This is a genomic window from Paraburkholderia sp. SG-MS1, from assembly GCF_012275575.1.
GTDB lineage: Bacteria > Pseudomonadota > Gammaproteobacteria > Burkholderiales > Burkholderiaceae > Paraburkholderia.
The window spans coordinates 18,214-42,446 of the sequence record NZ_NPIH01000154.1 but is presented as its reverse complement, the minus strand read 5'-3'; the positions used below and the strand labels follow the sequence as shown (position 1 = coordinate 42,446).

The 24,233-nt window shown below is 61.7% G+C and carries 18 protein-coding genes; 9 read left to right on the top strand and 9 right to left on the bottom strand.

The features are described from left to right. Positions 1-3: 3 nt before the first annotated feature. The 3 genes from CIC12_RS12055 to gltA all read right to left on the bottom strand — a co-directional run bounded on the left by CIC12_RS12055 (position 4) and on the right by gltA (position 5,792). On the bottom strand, positions 4-1,290 hold the full coding sequence (locus tag CIC12_RS12055) for a hypothetical protein (protein WP_174772022.1): 1,287 nt from the start codon (positions 1,288-1,290) through the stop codon (positions 4-6). A gap of 596 nt (positions 1,291-1,886) precedes the next feature. Then, positions 1,887-4,166 (bottom strand): amylo-alpha-1,6-glucosidase, encoded by a 2,280-nt coding sequence (locus CIC12_RS12050; protein ID WP_168664334.1) that lies wholly within the window; start codon positions 4,164-4,166, stop codon positions 1,887-1,889. 327 nt (positions 4,167-4,493) lie between these two features. Beyond that, positions 4,494-5,792 (bottom strand): citrate synthase, encoded by a 1,299-nt coding sequence (gltA, locus tag CIC12_RS12045; protein ID WP_168664333.1) that lies wholly within the window; start codon positions 5,790-5,792, stop codon positions 4,494-4,496. Positions 5,793-6,222: 430 nt separating this feature from the next. Here gltA and CIC12_RS12040 point away from each other — a divergent pair, with 430 nt between their 5' ends. After that, positions 6,223-6,624, top strand: coding sequence for a hypothetical protein (locus tag CIC12_RS12040; protein ID WP_168664332.1), 402 nt, complete (start codon positions 6,223-6,225; stop codon positions 6,622-6,624). Positions 6,625-6,729: 105 nt separating this feature from the next. Here CIC12_RS12040 and CIC12_RS12035 read toward each other — a convergent pair whose 3' ends face one another. From CIC12_RS12035 to CIC12_RS12025, 3 genes are all read right to left on the bottom strand, one after another. Next, the gene (locus CIC12_RS12035; protein ID WP_168664343.1) at positions 6,730-7,515 is read right to left on the bottom strand and encodes an alpha/beta fold hydrolase; all 786 of its coding nucleotides are present in this window, start codon (positions 7,513-7,515) and stop codon (positions 6,730-6,732) included. 307 nt (positions 7,516-7,822) lie between these two features. Continuing rightward, positions 7,823-8,875 (bottom strand): rod shape-determining protein, encoded by a 1,053-nt coding sequence (gene mreB, locus CIC12_RS12030; RefSeq protein WP_168664331.1) that lies wholly within the window; start codon positions 8,873-8,875, stop codon positions 7,823-7,825. 189 nt (positions 8,876-9,064) lie between these two features. After that, positions 9,065-9,724, bottom strand: a complete 660-nt coding sequence (locus CIC12_RS12025) for an alpha/beta hydrolase (RefSeq protein WP_168664330.1) — start codon at positions 9,722-9,724, stop codon at positions 9,065-9,067. 284 nt (positions 9,725-10,008) lie between these two features. On the opposite strand from CIC12_RS12025, the gene CIC12_RS12020 reads away from it, so the two are divergent. Next, positions 10,009-11,586 carry a DHA2 family efflux MFS transporter permease subunit gene (locus CIC12_RS12020; RefSeq protein WP_168664329.1) on the top strand — a complete coding sequence of 526 codons (1,578 nt, stop codon included), beginning with the start codon at positions 10,009-10,011 and terminating at the stop codon, positions 11,584-11,586. 108 nt (positions 11,587-11,694) lie between these two features. Here CIC12_RS12020 and CIC12_RS12015 read toward each other — a convergent pair whose 3' ends face one another. Together CIC12_RS12015 and CIC12_RS12010 are read right to left on the bottom strand one after the other, a co-directional pair. Then, positions 11,695-12,444 carry an AraC family transcriptional regulator gene (locus CIC12_RS12015; RefSeq protein WP_168664328.1) on the bottom strand — a complete coding sequence of 250 codons (750 nt, stop codon included), beginning with the start codon at positions 12,442-12,444 and terminating at the stop codon, positions 11,695-11,697. 275 nt (positions 12,445-12,719) lie between these two features. Next, the gene (locus CIC12_RS12010) at positions 12,720-12,932 is read right to left on the bottom strand and encodes a hypothetical protein (RefSeq protein WP_168664327.1); all 213 of its coding nucleotides are present in this window, start codon (positions 12,930-12,932) and stop codon (positions 12,720-12,722) included. A gap of 591 nt (positions 12,933-13,523) precedes the next feature. Here CIC12_RS12010 and CIC12_RS12005 point away from each other — a divergent pair. The 3 genes from CIC12_RS12005 to CIC12_RS11995 all read left to right on the top strand — a co-directional run bounded on the left by CIC12_RS12005 (position 13,524) and on the right by CIC12_RS11995 (position 17,970). After that, entirely contained in the window at positions 13,524-13,790 is a 267-nt protein-coding gene (locus tag CIC12_RS12005; RefSeq protein WP_168664326.1) for a hypothetical protein, read from the top strand. A gap of 817 nt (positions 13,791-14,607) precedes the next feature. Beyond that, positions 14,608-15,711 (top strand): beta-glucosidase, encoded by a 1,104-nt coding sequence (locus CIC12_RS12000; protein ID WP_446728001.1) that lies wholly within the window; start codon positions 14,608-14,610, stop codon positions 15,709-15,711. Positions 15,712-16,632: 921 nt separating this feature from the next. Next, positions 16,633-17,970 carry an MFS transporter gene (locus tag CIC12_RS11995; RefSeq protein WP_168664324.1) on the top strand — a complete coding sequence of 446 codons (1,338 nt, stop codon included), beginning with the start codon at positions 16,633-16,635 and terminating at the stop codon, positions 17,968-17,970. A 191-nt stretch (positions 17,971-18,161) separates the two neighbouring features. On the opposite strand, the gene CIC12_RS11990 is transcribed toward CIC12_RS11995, so the two are convergent. Beyond that, positions 18,162-18,992: a TetR/AcrR family transcriptional regulator gene (locus CIC12_RS11990; RefSeq protein ID WP_168664323.1), complete on the bottom strand. Its 831-nt coding sequence runs from the start codon at positions 18,990-18,992 to the stop codon at positions 18,162-18,164. 513 nt (positions 18,993-19,505) lie between these two features. Between CIC12_RS11990 and CIC12_RS11985 the strand changes: the two genes are divergently transcribed. Genes CIC12_RS11985 through CIC12_RS11970 form a run of 4 tightly spaced genes read left to right on the top strand, consistent with a single transcriptional unit; the run spans position 19,506 to position 23,971 of the window. Then, positions 19,506-20,432, top strand: a complete 927-nt coding sequence (locus CIC12_RS11985) for an HlyD family secretion protein (protein ID WP_168664342.1) — start codon at positions 19,506-19,508, stop codon at positions 20,430-20,432. Beyond that, positions 20,429-21,373: an ABC transporter ATP-binding protein gene (locus CIC12_RS11980; protein ID WP_168664322.1), complete on the top strand. Its 945-nt coding sequence runs from the start codon at positions 20,429-20,431 to the stop codon at positions 21,371-21,373. The genes CIC12_RS11985 and CIC12_RS11980 overlap by 4 nt, the downstream gene beginning before the upstream one ends. Next, positions 21,370-22,512 carry an ABC transporter permease gene (locus CIC12_RS11975; protein ID WP_168664321.1) on the top strand — a complete coding sequence of 381 codons (1,143 nt, stop codon included), beginning with the start codon at positions 21,370-21,372 and terminating at the stop codon, positions 22,510-22,512. Before CIC12_RS11980 ends, CIC12_RS11975 begins: the two co-directional genes overlap by 4 nt. Before the next feature lie 13 nt (positions 22,513-22,525). Then, on the top strand, positions 22,526-23,971 hold the full coding sequence (locus tag CIC12_RS11970) for an efflux transporter outer membrane subunit (protein ID WP_168664320.1): 1,446 nt from the start codon (positions 22,526-22,528) through the stop codon (positions 23,969-23,971). Positions 23,972-24,233 lie beyond the last annotated feature (262 nt).

Here is a 24,233-nt window from a genome sequence, read left to right as displayed (position 1 = left end):
CGATCACTGCGGTTCGTACCACGAGTAGGTGGCGAGCGTGCCGACCGGCGTGCCAATCTGCAAAGTGATGTCGCGCAGCGAGGTCAACTCGATGTTGCGCAGATCACCCATGTAGCGCCGCGAATCGCCATTGTCGTTGATGTAGGCGACGACGTTCCCGGTCACACCGGCTACGTTCGTGCTGCTAAGCGGTTGGCCCCAGATATCGAAGAACTGGCCAAGCGTGAAGGTCTTGAAAGTGGGCGTTTCAATATGGATGATGCCGGTCTGGTCGTGGGTGTGCATTTCATAGTTGCACTGGGGCAGAATGCCGACGAGGGCAGGCAACGCGAGCCACTGGCCGTCCTTGAAAATAGCGAGGTGTGCATGGACGTGATACAGCTCGCTCATATTGGCTGCGCAGATCAGACCGTCCACGTTCGATCCGTTGCCCCCCGTCGCGCTGTTACCGGCCGGCCAGAAGTTGTTCCCCACCACACCGAGGTACGCGAGCGTGATCGGGTTTGGATCGAATGGCGGCGGATCGGTCCATGCGTACGTCGGAATCTGGGTCAAAGGCGTGCCGATGACAATCGTCACTTCGCCATGCGCGGGCAGCACGAGGCTCGCGGGATCGCCTGTGTACTGCGTGAGCGCGCCGCCATCGTTCACGTAGAGGGTGATGGGCGAGCCGCTCACGCCGGCGACGCTGGACGCGTCGATCGTTTGCCCCCAGATCGAGAAAAACTGCCCCAAGGTGTATGACGCGTGGGTGCTCGCGTCCATGCGAATTTTGCCGGTTGAATCCACCGTGTGCAGCGGATACGCGCAGCCAGTCTGGGCTGCCATGGTCGGCTCGACCATGCCGACATTACCCGGCAGCGCAAGCAGCCGCCCGTTCTGATAGATGGACAGATGCGCGTAAGTGTAGGCATTGCTGCGCACGGTGCAGTTGAGCCCGCCCACCGCTTGACCCCGTCCACCTGATGATGAGGAGCCCGTGGGCCAGAAGGCGTCGCCGAGCGTCGTGCCGTCGATCACCGGTGTCGCGGCGGCCAGCGTCGGCGTCGTCACGCTGGGGGTCGATGCGCCTGACGCGGGGGTGGCTGCTGCAGGAGCGCTGGCGGAAGCCGGCGCACTGGCAGCGCCCGGAGAACTGGCGGCGGCCGGAGCACTCGCGGCGCCCGCCCCGCTAGCGCCCGCACTGCTGGAGGCACCCGTCGTGCCCTCTCCGCCTCCGCCTCCGCCGCAACCGGTCAATACCAGGAAGACGCCAATCGCGAGCAACCGTGAACTCGATCCTGTCAACATGTCGTACTCCGCCCAGGTCGTTACAAGAGGAATTGGGTACAGCAGATCACTTCAGGAGCAAGCATCTCGCTAGCACGTATCGATTGACCGGGACTGCGCGCAGTCGCGAGTCCCCCGAGTGCACGACGCGTGCAAATCGCCCGGACCCGGATGCCAATACGTGATTAAGACATTACTTCACATTACTTAAAATTACCTGTCACATGCCGATCGAGCGTAACAGATGTCATCAGAAAGCGAATCAAATGAACCACAGCGTTTTGCGCCTTTTCGTGTCGTATTTGTGCGAGTCGGCGCGTATCCGGGACAGGAATCTGAACATGGCCGGCGGACAGACGCTCGTCGAGCGTCTGGCGGCATTCGATGGAGAAGGCGCGCTTGCGCGGTCATTTGATCGTGGAAGCGCCCTTTCGTGGGGAGGCCTATCTATCTCGCCACCCAATCATGCTTGCAGCATCGAGGGTGGTCCGAGGTGGCATGACGTTGGTCAAAGTAAGTGACGGGAAAGCGACCAACCCTTTCACGTCATCCTTCTGCAATCCCCGACCGGTATATCGGCGTATACCGGCCATGAGGCATGGCAGTCGCGCTGCCGGCTAAAGCAACGCCACCACGCGCACATCGCCCTGCTCGGCCGACGCCACCACCTTCTCGCCGATGCGGCGGAACGTGATCGACACCGACGAATCACCGACCCGCAGATCGCCGATTTCAAGCCAGTCGATGCCCTCGGGCAGCATCGGCTGCTCGATCACCACTTCGCGCCGCTCGGCGTCGATCGTGATGCCCAGACAGGCTTCCAGCATCATGAACGGCGAACCTGCCGCCCACGCCTGCGGCAGACACGCAACCGGGTACGCGGTGGGCGGCTCGCCGCGCCGCCGTGGAAAACCGCAGAACAGCTCGGGCAGACGCATGTCGAAATTGACCGCCGCCTGGAACAGCGCCTGCAACAGGCGCACGGCCGCCGCCTTGCCGCCGTAATGCGACAGGCCGCGCGCGCACAACGCGTTGTCGTGCGGCCAGACCGAGCCATTGTGATAAGCCATCGGGTTGAAACGCGCCTGGCTCGCCGCCAGCGTGCGCACGCCCCAGCCGGTGTGGAACAGCGTCGAGTCGAGGGCGCGCACCACCGCTTCGCCGCGCTCGCGCGTCGGCAGCCCGAAGGCCAGCAGGTGGCCCGCATTCGACGCCATCACGCGGCACAGTTCGCCATGGCCGTCGAGCGCGATACCGTAGAAGCCGGACTCTTCCATCCAGTACTTCTCTTCGACACATTGACGGATTTTCTTCGCGCGCTCGCTGTATTGCACAGCCGGTTCGCGCAGGCCGCGCAGTTTTGCGAAGCGCGCCATCGTGTCGAACGCGGCGCTCGCATACGCCTGCACTTCGACCAGCGCGATCGGCCCGTCGGGAAAGCGGCCGTCGGCATGGAACACCGAGTCGTGACTATCTTTCCAGCCCTGGTTCGCGAGGCCACCGTCCGACTCGCGCTGATAGTCGAGCAGGCCGTAGCGGTTCTTGTCGCACACGCCCGCGACCCATTGCGCGGCACGTTCGAGCGCCGGCCACAATTCGTCGATCAGCGCGAGGTCGCCGGTGCGCGCCGCATAGGCGCCGGCCAGCACGATGAACAGCGGCGTGGTGTCGACGCCGCCGTAGTACAGCGCGAACGGCACCTCGCCGGCGGCGGCCATTTCGCCCTTGCGCATCTCGTGCATGATCTTGCCGGGCGCGGCGTCGCGAAATGGCGAATTCTCGCGCGCCTGATGCTCGGCAAGAAAGCGCAGCACGCCAGCGGCCAGTTGCGGTTGCAGCCACAGCGTCTGCAACGACGTGATGACAGCGTCGCGGCCGAACGGCGTCGAGAACCACGGGATGCCCGCATAGGGATATGGGCCGGTTGCGAGATCGGTGGTTAGCAGGCCGAGGTCGGCGAACGAGCGGTCGATCCATGCATTGAAAAGCGGATTGCTCGAGCGCACGCGCGCGGTCGTGCGGCGGCGTTCGCGCATCACGAGGTGGGCATCGACCAGTGCGGCGCGCACCGCCGCGCGGCCAACGCGCGGACGTTCCGCATCGATTTGTGACAGATGGCTTTCGCTCAGCGCATGCACGGGTTGCGAGACGTCGGCGCCCGCCTTGTCCGACTGCGCGACGACCTGCACCGCGACCGACAGATAAATCGACACGCACGCTTGCGCCGGCAGTTTGACGGTGTAGTCGGCGCGGTCGGCGAACAGATTGTCCGGCTCCGGTGCGAACGCGATCTGCACATTACGCGCGACGTCGTCGAGACCGATATAGCCGAGCAGCACTTGACGATTCTCCACGCGCGCCGGTTCGACACGGCCTTGCTTGTCGCGCTTCAGGCCGCGCACTTCGAACATGTCGCGGAAGTCGCTCGCGAACGAAATGGACAGCGGCACCACCGCGTCGCGCGTGCCGTAGTTGGTGAGTTCGATGGCTTCATTGAGCACGGTGCCCGACAGCACGCGCACGCGCTCGACGTGGATTACGCCTTCGGGCGTGCTGTCACCGCCGAGCGGCGGCAACGGACGATTGGTCAGATGCGCGGTAAATGAGGTGTTGTCGCTGCTGACGCTGCCCGACAGCAGCGACGGCGCACGGCCGCCGAAAGTCAGGCGCAATTGCGAAAGAACACGGGTGTCGTTGACGAACAGGCCGTCGTCGTGGCCCGTAATATCGCCGAGCGGGTCGTTGACGATGAAGGTGTCGCCCGACTTCAGCACGTGCTGGGTGGCACTCGCGACATTGAGGTTTTCCGTCGGGATGAATACGCCGTCCGGCTCGGGCTCGCGGTGATCGACACCGCCCGAGAGGGACACACCACCGAGGGTTTCAGGCTGCTGCATCAGGGTCACTCCTATGGGTTCGCTTCTGCTTTCAGTTTCACATTCGGGCGCCGCTTCGTGCCGGCCGGTCGCTTCCGATTGTAGAGGGTCTGTCCGCGTCAGACGAACTTATCACAGGGGAGTTTCGGTTTTGTGCGAGGTTTTTTGCGAGATTCGCTGCGTGATTTCCGTGGCACAGGACGTGCAGAGGGTTTGGCTTTGACGCGACGCGAGCGAGATCGGTCTTTTTCCGCGGGGCGGTTGTCGCCAGCCTGCGCCTTCGATCAGGACTTCAGCGCAAAAAAAAGGCCGTCGCGCAGTCATCGGACTGCCGACGGCCTGGACACATTAACGCTGCGTCACCGGTTTGGCTTCGCGCTGCGTCTCACCCACGAACAGCTGACGCGGACGGCCGATCTTCTGCTCTGGATCGGCAATCATTTCGTTCCACTGCGCAATCCAGCCGACCGTGCGCGCCATCGCGAAGATGCACGTGAACATCGCGGTCGGAATGCCGAGTGCGCGTTGCACGATGCCCGAGTAGAAGTCGACGTTGGGGTACAGCTTGCGCGACACGAGGTAATCGTCTTCGAGCGCGATCTTTTCCAGCGCCATGGCCAGCTTGAACAGCGGGTCGTCGTGCAGGCCAAGCTCTTCCAGCACCTCGTGGCAGGTCTCGCGCATCAGCTTCGCGCGCGGATCGTAGTTCTTGTAGACGCGGTGTCCGAAGCCCATCAGCTTCACGCCCGAGTTCTTGTCCTTCACCTTCGCGATGAATTCGGGGATGTTGTCGACCGAGCCGATTTCTTCCAGCATGTTCAGCGCGGCTTCGTTCGCGCCGCCGTGCGCCGGGCCCCACAGGCACGCAATGCCTGCCGCGATACACGCGAACGGATTCGCACCCGAGGAACCGGCCAGACGCACGGTCGAGGTCGATGCGTTCTGTTCATGGTCTGCGTGCAGGATCAGGATACGGTCGAGCGCGCGCACCAGCACGTCGTTGACCTCGTACTCCTGCGCCGGATTGGCGAACATCATGCGCATGAAGTTCGCGCTGTAGGACAGATCGTTCTTCGGATAAACGAACGGTTGACCCACGGTGTACTTGTACGCCATCGCGACGAGAGTCGGCAGCTTGGCGATCATGCGGATCGCGGAGACCTCGCGGTGCTGCGCATTATTGATGTCGAGCGAGTCATGATAGAACGCCGACAATGCGCCGACAGCAGCGACGAGAATCGCCATCGGATGCGCGTCGCGACGGAAACCGCGGAAGAAGAAGTGCATCTGCTCGTGCACCATCGTGTGCTTCGTGACGGTGTCCACGAACGCTTCTTTCTGCTGCGCATCCGGCAGTTCGCCCTTGAGCAGCAGATAACAGGTTTCAAGAAAGTCGGCGTTTTGCGCGAGGTTGTCAATCGGGTAGCCGCGGTACAGCAGCTCGCCCTTGTCGCCGTCGATATACGTGATTTCGGAATTGCATGCCGCCGTCGACATGAAGCCCGGGTCGTACGTGAATTTCCCGGTCTGGCCGTACAGCTTGCGAATGTCGATCACGTCCGGCCCGAGCGAGCCTTGATAGATCGGCAGTTCAATTGTCTGATCGCTGTCGGAAAAGCTCAGCGTTGCGTGTGTCTTCGAGTTCATCTACACGTTCCTTATACTTTCACATCGCACACGTGCCGGCATGCCCGACCTTCGTTTCTTCCGGACGCGTTGGCATGCTCAGGCTCCGCCTCGCATTCTACGGGCCGCAGGATCGTTGATTGCGACGATTGATGGCAACAATCCATCTCGGCGCACGCAACATTCGTTGCCGTCGAAGCTCGTCTGAAGGGCACGTGGAGCACGCGAATACATGGTGTGAAAGATTCTCCACACGCTCTACGCCACCGCCAGCTAAATGAAAGTTAGCGCGCTCGCCGCAACAATGTTTTGCTGCAGCCGGACTGCGCAGGGGTCAGCGCATCTGCGATACTGCATTGGTGTTTTGCTTCCCCTGCTAACACATCGCTGTCTTTGGCCCGCCACGTCACGGCGGGCTTTTTTAATCAGCCAGAAGAACAGGAAGGACCCGATGAACGCCTCTCTCGAAACGCTATTTCCGGATCATGTTCACACGGAAGAGAACAGCGTCACCGCGCTGAATCATCAGGACATCGTCGTTGCGTTATCGGCGGCGCTGAAGACGCAGGATGTGGCAGTGCTGCACATGCTTTATCCGCGTACCGACGCACGCACGCATCGCAGTCTCGATACGCTCGTGAATGTATTGCACGGCCACGGCCTGCATGAAGTGGCGGACCTGATCGCTCAGGAAGCGCACTATCTGCTATTCAAAGACCCCGTGAAAGCGTGGAAGGCCTTCCACGAAATTCGCAACGACTCGCTCGCGATCGGCGTGCACCTGTATTACCACGGCCTCGTCGGCGAAGCGGCGGAACGTGCGCTCGATAAAGACGCGCATCGCAAGGTTTGAACGTGACTGTCTGATTGGACTGCCGTGCCGGGCTGCCGCGCGTAAAGCGCCGTTAGCAGCCCGGCACGGTGGCGCAATGGACCCACTGCGCGCCCATGCCGCTCACTACACGCCCATTGCGCGAATGAACTCGTCGACGTAGCGATTGAACGCGCCAGGATGCGCGAGATTCATCCCATGCGACGCACCGCGCACCGTCTCGCGGCGCGCATCGGGCAACCACGATTGCAACGCGGCGGCGGTACGCCGGAACATGTCGGGACTCTTCTCGCCATCGATCAGCAACACCGGGCAGCGCACTTCGGCGGCTTCTTCGGGCACGTAGGCCGGCAAGGGGTCCTGCAATTGCCGTGTGAGCGTGTGCGCGTTATCGGTGGCCATCCTGCGAAAGCCGGGCGTGCTCATCGCCCAGAAGCCGGGCCGGCTGACCGAATCGACGAACAGTTGCAAGCCCGCTTCCACTTCCCCTGCTTCGATCAGTTGCGCCGCTTTCGCGCGCAACGCGTTGACGGTCTCCGGCAAACGCGCAGGCGAACGTCCGGCGATCTGCAGCGGACCGCCCGGATCGGCGAGCGTCAACGTGCGTACGCGCTCGGGATGACGCCGCGCGCAATGAAACGCTACGCAGCCGCCGCGCGAATGCCCCACCACGTGCGCCGGTCCCGCGCCGGAACGGTCGATGAAATCGGCAACCTCGTCCGCATGCCTGCTCCAGCTGAACGGCAGATCAGGCCCGGTATCGGTTATCGGCCAATAATGCGTGAGACTCACCGCAACACAGCGATACTGCTTCGAAAGACCGGCGAGTTGCGGTTGCCAGTAGCGGTAATCGCACAGCGAGCCATGCACGAACAGCAGCAGTTCGCCCTCGCCCGCTTCCACGTAGGGCATGCGCAGACCGCTTTGCAGCTCGATGAAAGATGGCGAAGACGACGAGGCAGGAACAGATTGATTCACGGATGGTTCACAGACAGCGCGGCAGTACGCCAAGTCGGCGGCGCCGCGAGAAATGGAATGGGGATAATGCCTCGACACCGCTGAAATCGGCACGCGGACGTGTATTGTCACATAGCTGCCGGAAGCTTGCGGTCGCTCGTCCGCGATGCGGCATTGGCCCGACGGGTAGGCATGACTCGCACGCCCGCACCGTCAGCGTGGGCGCGTTAAAACACCCGGCCGGCAAGTCCTCGCCACACCCTCATTCGTACCCGGCTTCGTCGAGCAAACCGGACGCGGCAGCCGCACCCGCCCCTCGCACCGCGCAGGTCAGCGGTTCATCGGCCACCCGCACTTCGAGCCCGAGTTCACGGGTCAGGCGGCGCCCAAGGTTGCCGAGCAGCGCGCCGCCGCCGGTCAGCACGATGCCGTGGTGGGCGATGTCCGTCACCAGTTCGGCCGGCGCGCTTTCGAGCCCGCGCTTGACCGCACCGATCACCTGACGCAACGGCCCTTCGATCGCCTCGGCGATATCGTGATTGCTCAACTGCACGGTGCGCGGCAAGCCGTCGTCGACGCTGCGACCGGTCGCGTTCATCTGCTCGAACGGCACCTCGCGCACCGCCGAACCGATGTTCTTCTTCACGTGCTCAGCGGTTTGCTCGCCGAGCAGCACACCGTACAGATTGCGCACATAGCTCACGATCGCCGCGTCGAAGTTGTCGCCGCCCACGCGCACCGAGCCGCTATATGCGGTGCCGCCGAGCGCGATCACGCCCACTTCGGTGGTGCCGCCGCCTATATCGACCACCATCGACCCGGTCGCGTCCCCCACCGGCATGCCCGCGCCGAGCGCCGACGCCAGCGATTCGCCGATCAGGCTGACCTTCCACGCGCCGGCCGCAACCGCCGCTTCCTTGATCGCGCGCCGCTCGACCTGGGTCGCGCCCGCCGGCACGCACAGCGTGAACGCGGCGCGGCGGCTGAACAGCGGCCGTGGTCGCGCCATGTCGACGAACTGGCAAATCATGTGCTCGGCGGCTGAGAAATTGGCAATCACGCCGTGGCGCATCGGCCGCACCGTTTCGAGATTGCGTGGCGTGCGGCCCAGCAGTTGACGGGCTTCGGCGCCCACCGCGGCGACACGCTTCGGTCCAGCCGCAGGCTCCTTCTGGAAACACACGACGGACGGCTGGTTCAGCACGATGCCGCCGTCGTCGGTATAGATAAGGGTGTTGGCCGTGCCGAGGTCCACCGCCACGGAAGGGCGGAACAGTCGCTCGAAGAGCGGGTAATGCGGCGTCGGTCTGGCCATAAGAAGGCTCTGATAAGTCGTTGTCCGCCCATGCTGGGCAGTTTGAAAATGCGCCCCCGGTTCCCCGAGCCGCTCGGCACGCCCCGTCGGGCATTGCGCGGTCCGCGCGGCGGGGGTGATTTTCAAGCTAATGACCGCTTAACGGCAAGCAGACCCATATCTTTAGGGCCACTTTCAATCAGGGCCGTGTCAACCGCGCGACAGCGCCCCCAATGAACGCTCCAGCGCCTCGCGGCCAAGTGCGACGCCGTCGGCGTCGATCGTGTGGCCGATGCCGGGCAGCACGTAGGCGTCAACGGTGTAGCCAGCGTTGCTGAACGCGTCGGCGGCGTATTCCAGTTCGCGCACCGGGATCACTTCGTCGTCCTCGCCGTGGATCAGCGTGAGCGGCGTGCCATTGTTCGCGACGATGGCCGACGCGAGCCGCCCCGAATACGCGACGACGCCGGCCGCGCCTTCGGCGCTGGCCGCCACGTGATGCAGCGCCATGATCGAACCTTGCGAAAAGCCAACGAGTGCAAGGCGGCCGAAAGCCACCTGCCAATGTGCGAGTTCTGCTTCGAGCACGCTGCGCAGCGCCGGATAGGCGGCGCTCACCCGCGCCTCCCGATTCGCTTCGTTGACGTCGCGCAGGCTGAACCATTGACGACCGCCGAAGCCGCCGTCGAACGCGTCGGTGCCGTCGAGCGAGGTGAACGCGACGTCCGGCAGCGTCTCGCTCCAGATGTCCGCGAGCGGCATCAGATCGCGCGCATTGCTGCCGACGCCGTGCATCAGCACGACGAGCCCCTTGGCAGGCGCGCTCACCGGCGCGCGCCGCCAGCCGTGTTCGAATTGTTCCCAGGCCATATGCGTTTCCTTTTCTGTTGGTCGATTCGTGGTTCGTGTGCGGTGCGTGCACGCGCGGCGAGCGCCTGCCTTACACATCCTTTGCAGGCCATCGGCAGCCCCAGCTGCGAGCATACGCTGTGCGCCCTGTCCACGCCGCCCGGCGCGCATCCCGGACGACGTCAAAATCCGAATACAGGTATGCTTTTGCGATCATTCGACGGACCCGCCGACGGGCCTCTCCCGCTCGCGGTCAATGGCCCATCCGTCCAAACCATGCGCAGCCCCCCGTTCCGGAGAACCCATTGAGCCAGCCCACCGCCGCGCCCGCTTCCGCGCCGCCTGCCCCGCCGCCGCCGCTCGAAGGCGGCAAACTGGTTCTCGCCACTGTCGCCGTCGCGCTCGCGACGTTCATGAACGTGCTCGACACGTCGATCGCGAACGTCGCGATTCCGACCATTTCGGGCAACCTCGGCGTCTCGGTCGATGAAGGCACGTGGGTCATCACCGTGTTCGCCGCAGCCAATGCGGTGTCGATTCCGCTGACCGGATGGCTCACGCAGCGCATCGGCCAGGTGAAGCTGTTCGTCGGCGCGATCCTGATGTTCGTGCTGGCCTCGTGGCTGTGCGGCGTTGCGCCGACGCTGCCGATCCTGCTGCTCGCGCGGATCTTCCAGGGCGCGGTGGCCGGTCCGCTGATTCCGCTGTCGCAGGCGATTCTGCTCGGCTCGTATCCGAAGGAGAAATCCTCGACCGCGCTCGCGCTGTGGGCGATGACCGCGACCGTCGGCCCGATCGCGGGCCCCGCGCTCGGCGGCTGGATCACGGATAGTTACAGCTGGTCGTGGATCTTCTACATCAACATTCCGGTCGGCCTCTTCGCGGCGGGCGTCACGTGGATGATCTATCGCACCCGCGAGTCGCCGACCCGCAAGCCGCCGATCGACGTGGTCGGGCTCGGCCTGCTGATCACGTGGGTCGCGTCGCTGCAGATCATGCTCGACAAGGGCAAGGACCTCGACTGGTTCTCGTCGCCGGTGATCGTGATTCTCGGCATCACCGCGCTGATCAGCTTCGCGTTCTTCCTCGTGTGGGAGCTGACCGAAGAGAATCCGATCGTCGATTTACGGCTCTTCCAGCAGCGCAACTTTCTCGGCGGCACCATTGCGATTTCGGTCGCGTACGGCGTGTTCTTCGGCAACCTCGTGCTGCTGCCGCAATGGATGCAGGAGTATCTGAACTACCGCTCCGTGGATGCCGGTCTCGTGACCGCGCCGCTCGGCATCTTCGCGGTGATACTCGCGCCGGTGATGGGCCGCGTGCTGCCGCGCTCGGACGCGCGCGTGATCTCGACGCTGGCGTTCGTCGGCTTTGCGATCGTGTTCTACATGCGCTCGAAGTACGTGATCGAAATCGACACGTGGCATCTGGTGCTGCCCACACTGCTGCAAGGCATTCCGATGGCGCTATTCTTCGTGCCGCTCACCTCGATCATTCTGTCCGGCCAGCCGCCGAGCAAGATTCCGGCAGCCGCGGGCCTGTCGAATTTCGCGCGGGTGTTTTGCGGCGCGGTGGGTACGTCGATCGCGGGTTCGGCGTGGAATAACCGCACCGTGCTCCATCATGCGCGGCTCACCGAACAGGCGAGCATCAACAACCCCGCATTCAACCAGCAGGTCGACACGACCCAGTCGCTGCTGCATCTGAATACGCAATCGGCGCACGCGCTATTCGATTTCACCGTGAACACGCAGGCCGCGATGATGGGCCTGAACGACATTTTCTTCGTGTCGGCAATCATCTTCATTCTCATCATTCCATTGATCTGGATCACGCGGCCGGCCAAGGGCGGCGGCGGTCCGGGCGCGGCGGGCGCGCATTGAGCGGGATGGTGGGCTCTTGCATGCCGGGCACGCGGGCGCGAGAGTTCGCTTCCGCCAGGCCTCTCGCATACGGTGACGCAGCGGCGCTCGCATCGCCCCGGTAGCGCGTCAGCGGAAATAGCGCGCGGGCGTGTCGCCGAACGCCTCGCGGAACACCGCGATAAACGACGACACGTCGTTGTAGCCCACGTCGAGCGCCACCTGCGTGACGCTCGCGCCGCCGCCCAGATGTTCGAGCGCGACGAGCAGGCGCAACTGCTGGCGCCATTGACCGAAGGTCTGCCCGGTTTCCTTGACGAACAGACGCGCCGCCGTGCGCGCCGTGACTCCGGCGGCCGCCGCGAGTTCTTCGAGCACCGCGGGTTGCGCCGGCTCGGCGCTGAGCGCGGCGGCGATCCGCTCGATGCGCGGGTCGCCCGGCCAGTTCAGGCCCAGCGGTGCGGCGGGCAAGCCCGGCAGACGATCGAGCAGCACCTGCATGAGACGGCTGGCGGGTTCGTCGAACGGTTGGTCGTACGGCACACCGGCCGCGGCGCTCAGCAATGCCTGCACGAGCGCATCGGGCACGAGCGCGCCGCTTTGCACGGGCAAGGGCGCCGCGTCCGGGTTGGCATAGAGCGAAAAGAGTTGCACGGGACGCGTCGCGTGCAGGCAGTGCAGCACGTTCGGCACGATCCAGACCGCGTGCCCGGGCGGCACGACCCAGCGGCCGGTCTCGGTACGCACGGTCAGCACGCCGTCGCTGACGTGAATCAGCCGTGCGTGACGATAGGCTCGCCACGGTTCATCAAGCGTGTCATGGCGTTCGCCGACCACGAAGACCGTCGGGTCGACGCCGTTCGGATCGAAGGCTTCCATCTGGGGGTCCGGGTTGCCGCGTTGCTTCCACGAAGGCAGCAAGATTAGCACGGCTCGCGCGGAGGACTTTTGTGGGGACGTGCGAAGGGAATCACGGCTTCGACGGTCCACGCTCACTGTGCGATGCATCCCTCCTCGAGCGGATTCATCGCGACGTGCGGGCCAATCAGCGAACCTTTATGGTCGCCGATTACGTGTTCGAAGTCGCCCACGTTTTCGCCGACCGTTTCGGGATGGCGGTCGTCTTCGCAGCAGGCGCGATCTTTCGCAACGGCTTACCACTTCCAGTTCAACCCGGCGAGCCTGCTGTCGTTCTGCTCGTGATTGCCGAGGTCGACCGAAACTCGTGCGAACACCCACGCGCGCTCGTTGATCGCCCATTCGCCGTCCGTCGCCACGTGGGCGATCGTGCGCGCGAGCGGCGTTCCGCCTGCCTGGTAGACGTCGTCCGGCGCGCTGGCGAAGGCCGCATTCACCGTCTGGCTCACACTGCCGAAGCGGTGCTACACGTTCGCGTCGACTTCCCACGTGTTGGCCCCGCCGCTGCTGCGCCGTTGCGTGAACAGATAGCGCAAGCCCGCCACACCCGTCGTAGCCACCTGGCCCGTGCCGGCTAGACGAGGTTGAACAGGTTGTCGCCGCCCTCGCCGTAGCCTGCCCGGCCGTAGTGGCGGAGCGCACGCCGGGATAAGGCTGCAACGTCATGTCGTCGCGCAGATGCAGGCTCAAGCCGCCCTTCGCATAGGCCGTCGTCGATTGTGTCTGGACGCTGCCCTGCGGATTGCCGGACAGACCGCCGAGCACCACCGCGCGGTTGACCGAATTACTCCAGCGCCCCATGCCAACCATCAGTGTCTTGTGCTCACCACAATTAGTCAGCCATCCTGACGACACTTTAGCGTTGACGACGCCCAAGCAGAGATCGAACGAGGTCTTCCGTTACGACGTCCCGGGCAGCTCGTGCAGCGTGATTGGCGTTCTGTTCGAGGGGCTGCGCCGGCCTGCGGTCGTCGTAGGAGATGCGCGCAAAAGCCCATGGACGGACGGACAGTCCTTATTGCCCCGTGATCGCGCGGCTTATGGTGATGCAGGGGGTTGGCGCCAATCAACCATCGAATACAGACGACTTTGAAAGAAATCGGCGCCTGTCTATTGGTGACCACCATGAACTCCCCGGATTCTTTGCAAACAATATTCTTTTGTCGGCGTTGGACAAACGTTGTGAGATGCAAATATTGCGCCTGCGCTTGCGCGCCAATCTCCCTCGCGCGACAGCAGAAATTACCGACGTCATTTTGACGCGCGTCCGGGGAAACCCGCAGAAAAAGACGCTTCCGAATGTCTAGATGAATCAGGATATCTACTTAGATCCGGCACCTATAACGCCGCGCTCAGGTAGTTGCGCAAATACGAAGTCAGTGTGGTTGAATCGAGTGGATATTCGCAAGATATCTTATCTGCAGGGGGCTTCCCAGTCGGACGCGCGGATTTTCTCTGCATTTCTCACCTCTCTCACATCCGAAAATGCCTTAAAGGGCCAAATACATTTTGCGTATTGATATTATTAATATAAAAGCATAGTTCACCGATTTATTTTCGGGCGTTACACATTGTTACGACGGAATACTCGTTCAAAACGTTTCATCCGCGTAACATCGCCGCTTCATTGCCTGGGCAGGGAGCGAACGTTCTAATCAATGCGGAACGTGCGTAGTTTAGTGGTCTCTCTTAGACCGGGGCGCGTGGGCCGTTCCGCCTACCTTTCATCGGTGTTCAATCGCTGTCAGCTCCCTTCAAGGGACTTAGGACGAGCGCTTGCTTGGTCAGGACTTTCAAAAAAACTCACTCGTAGTTCAAATGAAATTTCAAACCTTACGTAATTGTTCACTCTACTTAGTATTCCCAATTATTGCGGCGTGTGGTGGTGGAGGTGATGACAAAAGCGACGCAACAGCCGTCGCCGCCAACGCCGTCGATCCGGTAGCTGTCGTCGATGTCGCCAAACATCCGCCGTCGGTAAGCGGCACAGCCATTCCACCTGCCACCTCCATCAATGATGAATGGGGTGCAGTCTGGTCGGTGAAGAAGGGCGTGGTCTATCGGGCAGGCCAGACAGTGGGATCGACGGCAAACGTCAAGCTGCTGCTCTGGTATGTCGGCAAAATGTATGCGCAAAACACCGACAACAACTGGTGGGTGTGGCAAAACAGCAGTTGGGTGGTGTCCGCCGATCCGCGCCCTGCTGCCAGCGCTTCGGCCACTGCGTCCACGACTACCGCCACCACTACGACGACGTCCGCAGCCGCAACGCCCGCTACCGCGTCAGCCATCCCGTTCTTCGGCATCAATGAGCATTACAACTACGGCGGCATCTACACGTCGATCCCGCTCGCGACTCAAGCTGCAACACTGTCCGACCTTGGTCTGACGGCGAACCGGCAGGACATTCACAGCTACGATCAGATTGATGCCGTGGCCAATACAGTTATTCCAGGCATGGGCTCGAAGATCACGATCATGCCGATGATCGACGCCTATCCATGGGATGACCCGTCGCTCAACGGCAAGACGCCGACAGAGGCGAGCGCTTACGCATATGCCTACTCGATGGCGGCTTATGCTGCGACCAAGCTCAAAGGCGTACCGGTGGTGGAATTCGGCAACGAGTACGACAACGATGGCGATACACCGGTGGCCAATGACGGCGCCAATGTCTCCGACTACGACAACAACACGTGGCCAATCTGGCGCGGCGCGCTGCGTGGCTCGTACGACGGCTGGCGTTCGGTTGACACTGCAGGCTCGACAAAAATTATCGCCACCGCGTCTGTGGGCTTCCTCCATCTGGGCTGGTACAAAGGCATGCTGACAGGCGTCCAGCCGGACGGCACGACCGGACACCCGCTGGTGAAGACCGACATCATTCAGTTGCATTGGTACTCTGACGGTGGTGATCCTGAGAACACGTGGGGCGTGACGGGCACGAACTACAACGTTCTGAAGTCCTTGCACGATGCATACAATCTCCCGATCATGTTCACGGAGATCGGCGTCAACACCGACTTCACCACCGCACAGGCACAGGAGTACATCGCCAAGACGATTCCTGAACTCGTCGCGGCTAAAGCCACGTACAACGTGATCGGCTTCAACTGGTACGAACTGTACGATGACCCAACCGGCGATTACGGCATTCTGACGAGCAGCGCCGGGCAGAAGCCAATTTATACGGCCATCAAACAGGCCGTCGCAGCGGCGGCGCAATAAGCAGGGCCATGGTCCGGTTGTGCGCGGGTGGCGCAACCGGATTGATGATAAGGGGGTAAGCCGTTCCCAAGGCCGTCGAAATAGGGTGCTCTGGTGAGGCACGCGTGCCTGGACGGCTACATTGTCGCTGCAAATGATCCTGAACTGCCTGCGCTAATACGTCGCCAATCCGTTTGGCTTGCGTCATCTCGATGAATGAAATGAGCGCGTCCGGCCAGTGAGCGTAAGAACAAGGGAAGTTGGATCCTCGCGGGCCGACGGCATCAATGTACCGATGTGGAAAACATAAGTCCTCCAAAACAACCAGAGCAATCATAAACCGGCAGATCAAGCGGGCGCAGTCTGTGAGTACCCGTTAGGCCGGCGCGTTCTTGCGACCAACCGGTCCGCTTCGCCGGTGACAGTCTCGACGCTGTTATGCGAACGCAGGTCAATTCCGCTATATTTCATCACCCCCTCCGGTTAGAGCTGCTGGCAAACTCCCCTTAAGTCCGACGCCTCCACCACCGCAGCCTATCGGGCTGCGACAAGCCGGATATGAAGCAGCAAGCCATCTGTCCGTCACAACGCACGAAAAACAAGCGCAAAAGCAACGCGTTCATATAGAAACGAAAGCCGAACGTGGGATTGCGGTCGATTACCTCCCTGCGCAACGAAGTAAATGCGTCAACTCAGCGGCTCAAGCCCTGCCCCAGCGGACGGTGGCCAGTGCCAAAATCCACTTCCTTGTCGCGGTATGGCACTAGCGGCGCAGTGCTACGCAGGCGCCTCTCGGCTCACGCATTCATTCGGGCTTTGGATGAATGGATTCGACATTCGGAAGAATGGTTCGAGCGGGGGAAGCATAGAATCCGGCATTGCTTCACCACAGACCACCTATTAAAGGATCCCTCACGAGGATCCACCTTCGGAGACGCGTCGATGGCACTGCAAGGAGAACCTCTCTCCACTCCCGTTTCGCCATCGCGCTCAGGCTTGCGCGTCGGCGAGAGCGGCTTCGAGGAAGCAACGTACCGTAAGGTCGCCTGGCGGCTGGTGCCGCTGCTGTTGCTGTGTTATGTGGTCGCTTATCTCGATCGCGTCAATGTCGGCTTTGCCAAGTTGCAGATGGCGAGCGACCTGCAATTATCGGATGCCGTGTATGGCTTCGGCGCGGGAGTCTTCTTTCTCGGCTACTTTCTGTTCGAAATTCCGAGCAATCTCATTCTTCACCGGGTTGGCGCGCGCGTCTGGGTTGCCCGGATCATGATGACGTGGGGGCTCATTTCGTGCCTCACGATGTTCGTCTCGTCGCCGACCTGGTTTTACGTCATGCGATTTGCGCTCGGTGTGGCAGAAGCGGGCTTCTTCCCTGGCATCATCGTCTATTTGACGTGCTGGTTTCCCGCGCAGCGTCGTGCGCGCATGACATCGCGCTTTATTGTCGCCGTCCCGCTGTCCGGCATGATTGGTGGACCACTCTCCGGTTACATCCTCAAGACTTTCGACGGTGCCCACGGCTGGCATGGCTGGCAGTGGTTGTTTCTGCTCGAGGGGTTGCCTTCGATTGCGGTTGGCGTGTTAGTTCTGCTCTGTCTGGACGATCGGATTAGTGAAGCCAAATGGCTGTCCGACGACGAAAAGGCACTTCTCGAGCGCAACGTCGAGGTCGACAACGCAGGCAAGGAGACACTGACTTTCGGTGCGGTCATGACGGATCCCCGCATCTGGCTGATCTGCGCGATGCACTTTTCCTTCGTCATGGGCATGTATGGCGTGGGATTCTGGCTGCCAACGCTGATCAAGGGCGCCGGCGTCGTAGATCCGAGGACAATCGGCGCGCTGTCTATGATTCCATCATTTACTGCCGTAGTGATGATGCTAGGGGTGGCTCGGAGCGCCGACCTGCGCCGGGAACGTCGGTGGCATACGGCGGCGCCGGCGCTCTGTGGCGCAGTCGCGCTGCTTCTTGCAGTCGCCTGGTCACACAACACGACGCTCGCGATGATCGCGCTATCGCTCGCCACAGCGGGCATTCTCACTACGCTCCCGCTCTTCTGGTGTTTCCCTACTGCGATCCTCGCCGGTGCCGGCGCTGCCGCAGGTATTGCCCTTGTGAATGCGATGGGGAATCTGGCCGGCTTCGTCGGGCCGTACGCAGTAGGATGGTTGCGCGAACTCACGGGAACGGCTACCGCAAGCATGGTAATGCTGGCAGGTTTCATGTTCCTTGGCGGGTGCCTCGCGCTCTGCTTTCCGCGTGGATTGGTCAATCGGTAAAACTGGACGCGCTCCGGACGAATCGCTCGTGCCGGTGTTGCAGACGCTTCCCGATAGCTCGAATGAGACGTCTCCACTCGTCGGCGGCTGTAGCAGTGCGCTTGGACGCGATGCAATTGCCTCATCTGAGAACGGACAACTGCTCCCAGACCCACAACGGCCCTTTGTGATATTGACGATCGCGGCAAAGCTTAGCCAACCTCGGCAGCAACCGGTTTTCGTCCTCTTCTCACCGGTCGGCGATGAGTGGGTGCCGTTGCTCGCACCGGCACGCAAAGACCTGCAAGAACTGTCTTCGCGTGTTGTTGAGCTAGCATGGTCAGATCGACCGGTTCGAAGCCCAGTGGCGCGAGGATCTGACGAGACAGGATTGCAGCGAACATCGGCCCCACCAGCGAAAAGACATGAATCCGCGGATCGCCGTCGCAAACTTCGCCTTTTTTCTGCGAGCGCTCGACAAGCGCCTGCAAGGCCTCGAACATGGGCGCCACCACCTCCTCCACCCAGATTCGTCCAAGGTCCGGGAAGCGTTCGCTTTCCTTCAGAATCAGCGCTGCGATTCGTGGGCTGAGACTATTTCCAATGGACGTCGCTGCCCGCGACAGAAACAGCGGGACGAAGTCGACAAATGAGCCATCGAACTCGCGAATCGTCTCACTCAATTGCCGAACGTTTGTTGCCGTCACCTGCTGGACAACTGCGCGAAACAGATGCTCCTTGGTTTCGAAGTACAAGTAGACCGTCCCCTTTGCGACGCCCGCGCGTCGCGCAACGTCGTCAAGTCTGGTCGCCTCATAGCCCGCTTCAAGAAAGCAGGTGAGCGCGACGTCGATAATCTCACCTGGCCGCGCATCCTTGCGACGCCGGCGTTTGCCAGATTCGGCTGCGGGGCGGATTGGTGATCCTGGCTCCTTTGCGGTGCTTTCGGTACGTTTCATTCTCTCTTCTGCAATTTGAAAGGCGTCGGCACCGAGGTGCGGGCTCGGCATGGCCGTCGAGCCTTGCCGGTCGTCGATTGCCATCCGGGCATTGGCCCTGCCGTCACGACGCCATGATAGCCCTTGGCCCCGTTCCCTCGTTGCGTGGCTACCGTCGCCTGCATACTTGATTACAAACCCCCGCCCCTGGCCCATCTATTCCATGCGGTCCACTTTAGCCGAGCTGATCAATGTCATCTCAGCGGCAAATTCGATCCAGCTATCCGAAACTAAGACTTGCGCATTACTGACTTTAAAGTCATTATCATCCATTGAACGCAATCACTATCAGCAAGTATGCGGCTGATGGACAGCTGCAAGTGAGAACGGCATCTGCCATTTACGCGCCCCTGCGCAAGTCGAATGTTTATGAGCGTGAGGAAAACGTTGAAATCCAATCATGCACCAATGACGGGCAACGGGCCAGGCAACCCGACGTCCGCGCTGCCGTTTCTGCATAAGAGCAATCGTGAAGCGCGGGTCGATCGCTGCGCAGAAGGCCCGGCGCGGACCAGCGACGGTCGGTCCGTGACCCGTACCGCCCTCATCGCAGGCTGCATGCTCGCCGTGACTGCCCTCGCCGGCTGTTCGCGCCACGATGCGCCTTCTTACCAGGGCTACGTCGAAGGCGAATTTGTCTATCTTAGTTCGTCGCAGCCGGGCACCCTCACACAGCTAGGGGTGACGCGCGGCCAGATGGTCGATTCAGGCACATCCGTGTTCACACTCGAATCCGGAAGCGAAGCGGCGGCATTGAAGCAGGCCCAGCAGCAGCTTGTGTCGGCACGTGCGCAATTGCACGATATCCAGACCGGCAAACGGCCGGTTGAAATCGACGTGACGAAGGCCCAACTCGCGCAAGCCACCGCAAACGCGCGTAAGGCTGCGCTGCAACTCACGCGTGACGAAGCCCAATACAGCGCGGGCGGTATTCCGAAAGCGCAGCTCGACGATTCGCGTGCCAACGCCGAGTCCACCGCAGCTCAGGTCCGCGAGCTTTCATATCAGATCGATGTCGCCCGGTTGCCCGGGCGCACGCAGCAACTCGGTGCACAATCGGCACAGGTCGAGGCCGCGCAGGCTGCCGTCGCACAGGCGCAATGGAAGCTGGACCAGAAGCAGGTGTCGGCGCCTGCACAAGGGCGCGTGTACGACACGTTGTTCCGTATCGGCGAATGGGTGCAGGCCGGCAGCCCGGTCGTCCAGATGCTACCCGCGCAAAACGTCAAGGTACGCTTTTTCGTCCCTGAAACCGTGGTCGGTAGTCTGCAGCCAAATCGCGCGCTGACGATCCATTGCGATGGCTGCGCGACCGACATCGAAGCAAAAATCACCTTCATCTCGAACGCAGCCGAATTCACGCCACCGGTGATCTACAGCAACGAGCGGCGTTCCAAGCTCGTCTTTCTGGTCGAGGCCCATCCCGCAGTCGCCGATGCCGGGAAGCTTCGCCCCGGCCAGCCCGTGACGGTGACGCTGCGATGAACCCGCCCGACTATCAATACGCGATCGACGTGCATGGGCTGAACAAGCATTTCGGCGACAAGCATGTCGTGAACGACGTTTCGTTGCAGGTTGCGTCAGGCGAAATTTTCGGTTTCCTCGGCCCGAACGGCAGCGGCAAGACGACTTCTATCCGGTTGATGTGCGGACTGCTCACGCCTGACTCCGGCAGTGGCACCTGCCTTGGCTACGACATCGTGCGACAAAGCGCGTTGATCAAACGAAACGTCGGCTATATGACGCAGCGCTTTTCGTTCTGGGAAGACATGACTATCCGCGAGAATCTCGACTTCGTCGCGCGCGTGTATGAAATGAAAAACCGCCGCGAGAAAGTCGACGCGACGCTTGAAACGCTTGGGCTGCAGAGCCGCTCGAAGCAGTTGACCGGCGCGCTATCAGGCGGGTGGAAGCAGCGGCTCGCGCTGGCCGCCTGTATGCTGCATGAGCCGCGCCTGCTCCTGCTCGACGAACCGACCGCTGGCGTCGATCCGACTGCACGCCGCGATTTCTGGGAAGAGCTGCATCGTCTCGCGGCGCGCGGTATCTCAGTGCTCGTAAGCACGCACTACATGGATGAAGCAGAGCGCTGCCACAAGCTCGCCTATATCGCTTACGGCAAGCTGCTCGCGCATGGCACGTCGAAGGAAGTGATCGATTCGCAGAACCTCGCAACATGGTCGATTTACGGCGAGAATCTCACCGAACTGTCCGAACAGTTGCGTGGCATGGACGGCGTCGACCAGACTGTTGTGTTCGGCTCTGCATTACATGCGAGCGGCCACGATCATGCGGCGCTGGAGGCCGCGATACGGCGTGCGACAGACGGCAAGCCGGTACGCATCGAGCAGATCGGAACGGGCCTCGAGGACGTTTTCATCTACATGATGAACCGTTCTGCTGACAACTACGGAGCCCGCTCGTGAACTTCAATGCCTTCTTCTCGCCGACGCGCTGGTGGAGCATCGTGCTGAAGGAACTGTTGCAGCTACGACGCGACCGGATCACGTTCGCGATGATCGTCGGCTTGCCGGTCGTGCAACTGGCGCTCTTCGGCTTTGCGATCAACACCGACCCGAAGCATCTGCCCACCGCGGTGATTCTTGCTGACCAGAGTCCGTTTTCGCGAAGCTTCGTCGCGGCAATGGAGAACTCGGAATACTTCAGGATAGTCGATACGCTGCAAACCGAGGAGCAGGGCCGTCGCGCGCTTGCGGAGGGACGCGTGCAATTCGTGCTGACTGTCCCGGCCGACTTTTCACGCCGATTGCTGCGCGGCGAACGGCCCGCGTTGCTGGTCGAAGCGGATGCGACCGATCCCACCGCGACGGGCACTGCGCTCGGCGCATTGCCGAGCCTCGTCCAACCGGTGGCGGACAAGGACATCACCGGAGCGCTGGCGCATCTGAATGGCACACCTGCTGCGTTCAGCGTACAGGTGCACCGCCTCTATAACCCGGAAGGCATCACACAATACAACGTCGTCCCGGGATTGATGGGTGTCATCCTGACCATGACAATGGTGATGATGACGGGGCTCGCCATCACGCGCGAACGTGAGCGCGGCACGATGGAAAACCTTCTCGCGACACCGGTGCTGCCCCTTGAAGTGATGACCGGCAAAATCGTCCCGTACGTGGCGATCGGGCTGGTGCAGGTGTCCATCATTCTCGCCGCGTGTCGCTACGTCTTTAACGTGCCATTCGAAGGCAGCATTGTGGCCATTTATCTGTCTTCGCTGCTCTTTATCGCCGCGAACCTGACGGTTGGCATCACGCTGTCGTCGCTCGCGCAGAATCAGCTTCAGGCAGTGCAGCTCACCTTCTTCTACTTCCTGCCGAGCCTGCTGTTGTCCGGCTTCATGTTTCCATTCGCAGGAATGCCGCGCTGGGCGCAATTGATCGGCAATGTACTGCCACTCACCTATTTCAACCGCCTCGTGCGCGGCATTCTGCTCAAAGGCAATGGCTGGGCCGAACTGTGGCCGTCGGTATGGCCGCTGGGGGTTTTCACAGTGGTCGTGCTAGGCATCGCATTGCGCTTTTACCGGCGCACGCTCGACTAGGAGAATCCGGTTGATGAAACCGCTCGTAAGTTGCACCGCTTTCGTTCCCACACTTGTCTCCTGTCTCGCGCTGGGCGGCTGCGCGGTGGGCCCCGACTTCCAGTCGCCCGCCGCACCCGCCGTCCAGTCCTACACCCGCGATGCGCTGCCGGCTGTCGCTGAAGCGGCTGGCGCGAAGCAAACCTTTACGCAAGGGGATACCGCGCTGCCTATGTGGTGGACGCAATTCGGCTCCGACGCGCTGAACCATCTCGTCGACACCGCGTTGCAACAAAGCCCCACCCTGACGCAAGCGAAAGCCCGGCTGACGAAAGCACATGAAGACTATGTGGCCCAGGCCGGCGCGACCGAGTATCCCGCAATCGACGCCAATCTCTCAACCACGCGTCAGAAGGTGGACCTGAATTCATTCGGCATCACGACGGTGCCAAGCCCTGGGCCGTTCACTATCTATAACGCTTCGCTCAGCGTCTCGTACGCGCTAGACATTTTTGGCGGCAACCGACGTGCCCTCGAAGGGCTGATGGCCGAAGTCAATTACGAAGCCTACGAACTGGAAGCGGCGAAGCTCTCACTGGCCGGCAACGTCGTCGCAAATGCGATCCGGCGGGCGTCACTGCAACAGCAGATCGACTTGACCGAGCGCCTCGCCGACACACAGGCGCACCAGTTGTCGATCATCGAACGACGATTCGTGGCCGGGGGCGTGTCCGAGCTCGACGTTCGCAGCCAGCGCACGCTGCTCGCACAAACACGCGCGACACTGCCACCGCTGTCGACGCAACTTGCCCAAGCCGATAATCAACTCGCGATATTGCTCGGTAGTGCGCCCTCCGAGGCTGATTTTCACGACGTCACGCTTGACTCACTGCACCTGCCATCAACCGTGCCCGTCACGCTCCCTTCGACCCTCGCGCACGAGCGGCCGGACATCCGTGCGTCGGAAGCGCTGCTGCATCAGGCGAGCGCAAATGTCGGCGTGGCAACGGCCAACCTGTATCCCCAGTTTTCGATTTCGGCGGGGATTGGCTCGGACCGCACGCGAATGGCGGATGTTCTAAGCGGAATGAACATCTGGAATATCGGGCTCAATCTGACGCAGCCGCTGTTTCACGGCGGAGAGCTGCATGCGAGGAAGCGCGCCGCGCAGGCTGACTATGACGCTGCACTCGCGGCCTATCGCCAAACGGTGCTTCAGGCACTCCAACAAGTTGCGGACGCATTGCACGCTTTGAACAACGATGCGCGGACGTTAAGAGAACGCGGGGACGCGCAGCGGGAAGCTCAGGCAAGTCTCACCATTGCACAGGCCCAGTATGCGGCGGGCGGCGTCAGCCAGTTCAGCCTGCTCGATTCACAACGCTCGGCATTACAAACCTCACTCGATCAGAGCCGTGCGCAAGCCGACCGTTTGTCGGACACCGCGGTGCTATTTCAGTCACTAGGGCGCGCGTGGTGATCGCGCGTCAGGTTCGTCTGCTTTGCCGACCGTGCCCGCTCGCGAGCTCCAATCCTGAGCCGCACGGCAGCTGCGCTGTTCCAGACTTCAGCATGGCTCGCAGACAACTGGCCGACATTAGCGAACGCGGTCTCCATTGCGGCATAGCGTCCGTCTGCGTCGTCACGAACTCGGAGGATCTCCCACACTGCGTTACATAATGGATCGACACGAGTGGGGCAAATTTTTTAGAGCAAATCTTTCGTACGTCGCAACACGTACC

Excerpts from the sequence above, each read along its gene's own strand:
- CIC12_RS12055 (WP_174772022.1), bottom strand. The coding sequence starts at position 1,290 with ATGTTGACAGGATCGAGTTCACGGTTGCTCGCGATTGGCGTCTTCCTG.
- CIC12_RS12050 (WP_168664334.1), bottom strand. The coding sequence starts at position 4,166 with ATGCAGCAGCCTGAAACCCTCGGTGGTGTGTCCCTCTCGGGCGGTGTC.
- gltA (WP_168664333.1), bottom strand. The coding sequence starts at position 5,792 with ATGAACTCGAAGACACACGCAACGCTGAGCTTTTCCGACAGCGATCAG.
- CIC12_RS12040 (WP_168664332.1), top strand. The coding sequence starts at position 6,223 with ATGAACGCCTCTCTCGAAACGCTATTTCCGGATCATGTTCACACGGAA.
- CIC12_RS12035 (WP_168664343.1), bottom strand. The coding sequence starts at position 7,515 with ATGCCCTACGTGGAAGCGGGCGAGGGCGAACTGCTGCTGTTCGTGCAT.
- mreB (WP_168664331.1), bottom strand. The coding sequence starts at position 8,875 with ATGGCCAGACCGACGCCGCATTACCCGCTCTTCGAGCGACTGTTCCGC.
- CIC12_RS12025 (WP_168664330.1), bottom strand. The coding sequence starts at position 9,724 with ATGGCCTGGGAACAATTCGAACACGGCTGGCGGCGCGCGCCGGTGAGC.
- CIC12_RS12015 (WP_168664328.1), bottom strand. The coding sequence starts at position 12,444 with ATGGAAGCCTTCGATCCGAACGGCGTCGACCCGACGGTCTTCGTGGTC.
- CIC12_RS12005 (WP_168664326.1), top strand. The coding sequence starts at position 13,524 with ATGGTGATGCAGGGGGTTGGCGCCAATCAACCATCGAATACAGACGAC.
- CIC12_RS12000 (WP_446728001.1), top strand. The coding sequence starts at position 14,608 with ATGTATGCGCAAAACACCGACAACAACTGGTGGGTGTGGCAAAACAGC.
- CIC12_RS11995 (WP_168664324.1), top strand. The coding sequence starts at position 16,633 with ATGGCACTGCAAGGAGAACCTCTCTCCACTCCCGTTTCGCCATCGCGC.
- CIC12_RS11990 (WP_168664323.1), bottom strand. The coding sequence starts at position 18,992 with ATGGCAATCGACGACCGGCAAGGCTCGACGGCCATGCCGAGCCCGCAC.
- CIC12_RS11985 (WP_168664342.1), top strand. The coding sequence starts at position 19,506 with ATGCTCGCCGTGACTGCCCTCGCCGGCTGTTCGCGCCACGATGCGCCT.
- CIC12_RS11980 (WP_168664322.1), top strand. The coding sequence starts at position 20,429 with ATGAACCCGCCCGACTATCAATACGCGATCGACGTGCATGGGCTGAAC.
- CIC12_RS11970 (WP_168664320.1), top strand. The coding sequence starts at position 22,526 with ATGAAACCGCTCGTAAGTTGCACCGCTTTCGTTCCCACACTTGTCTCC.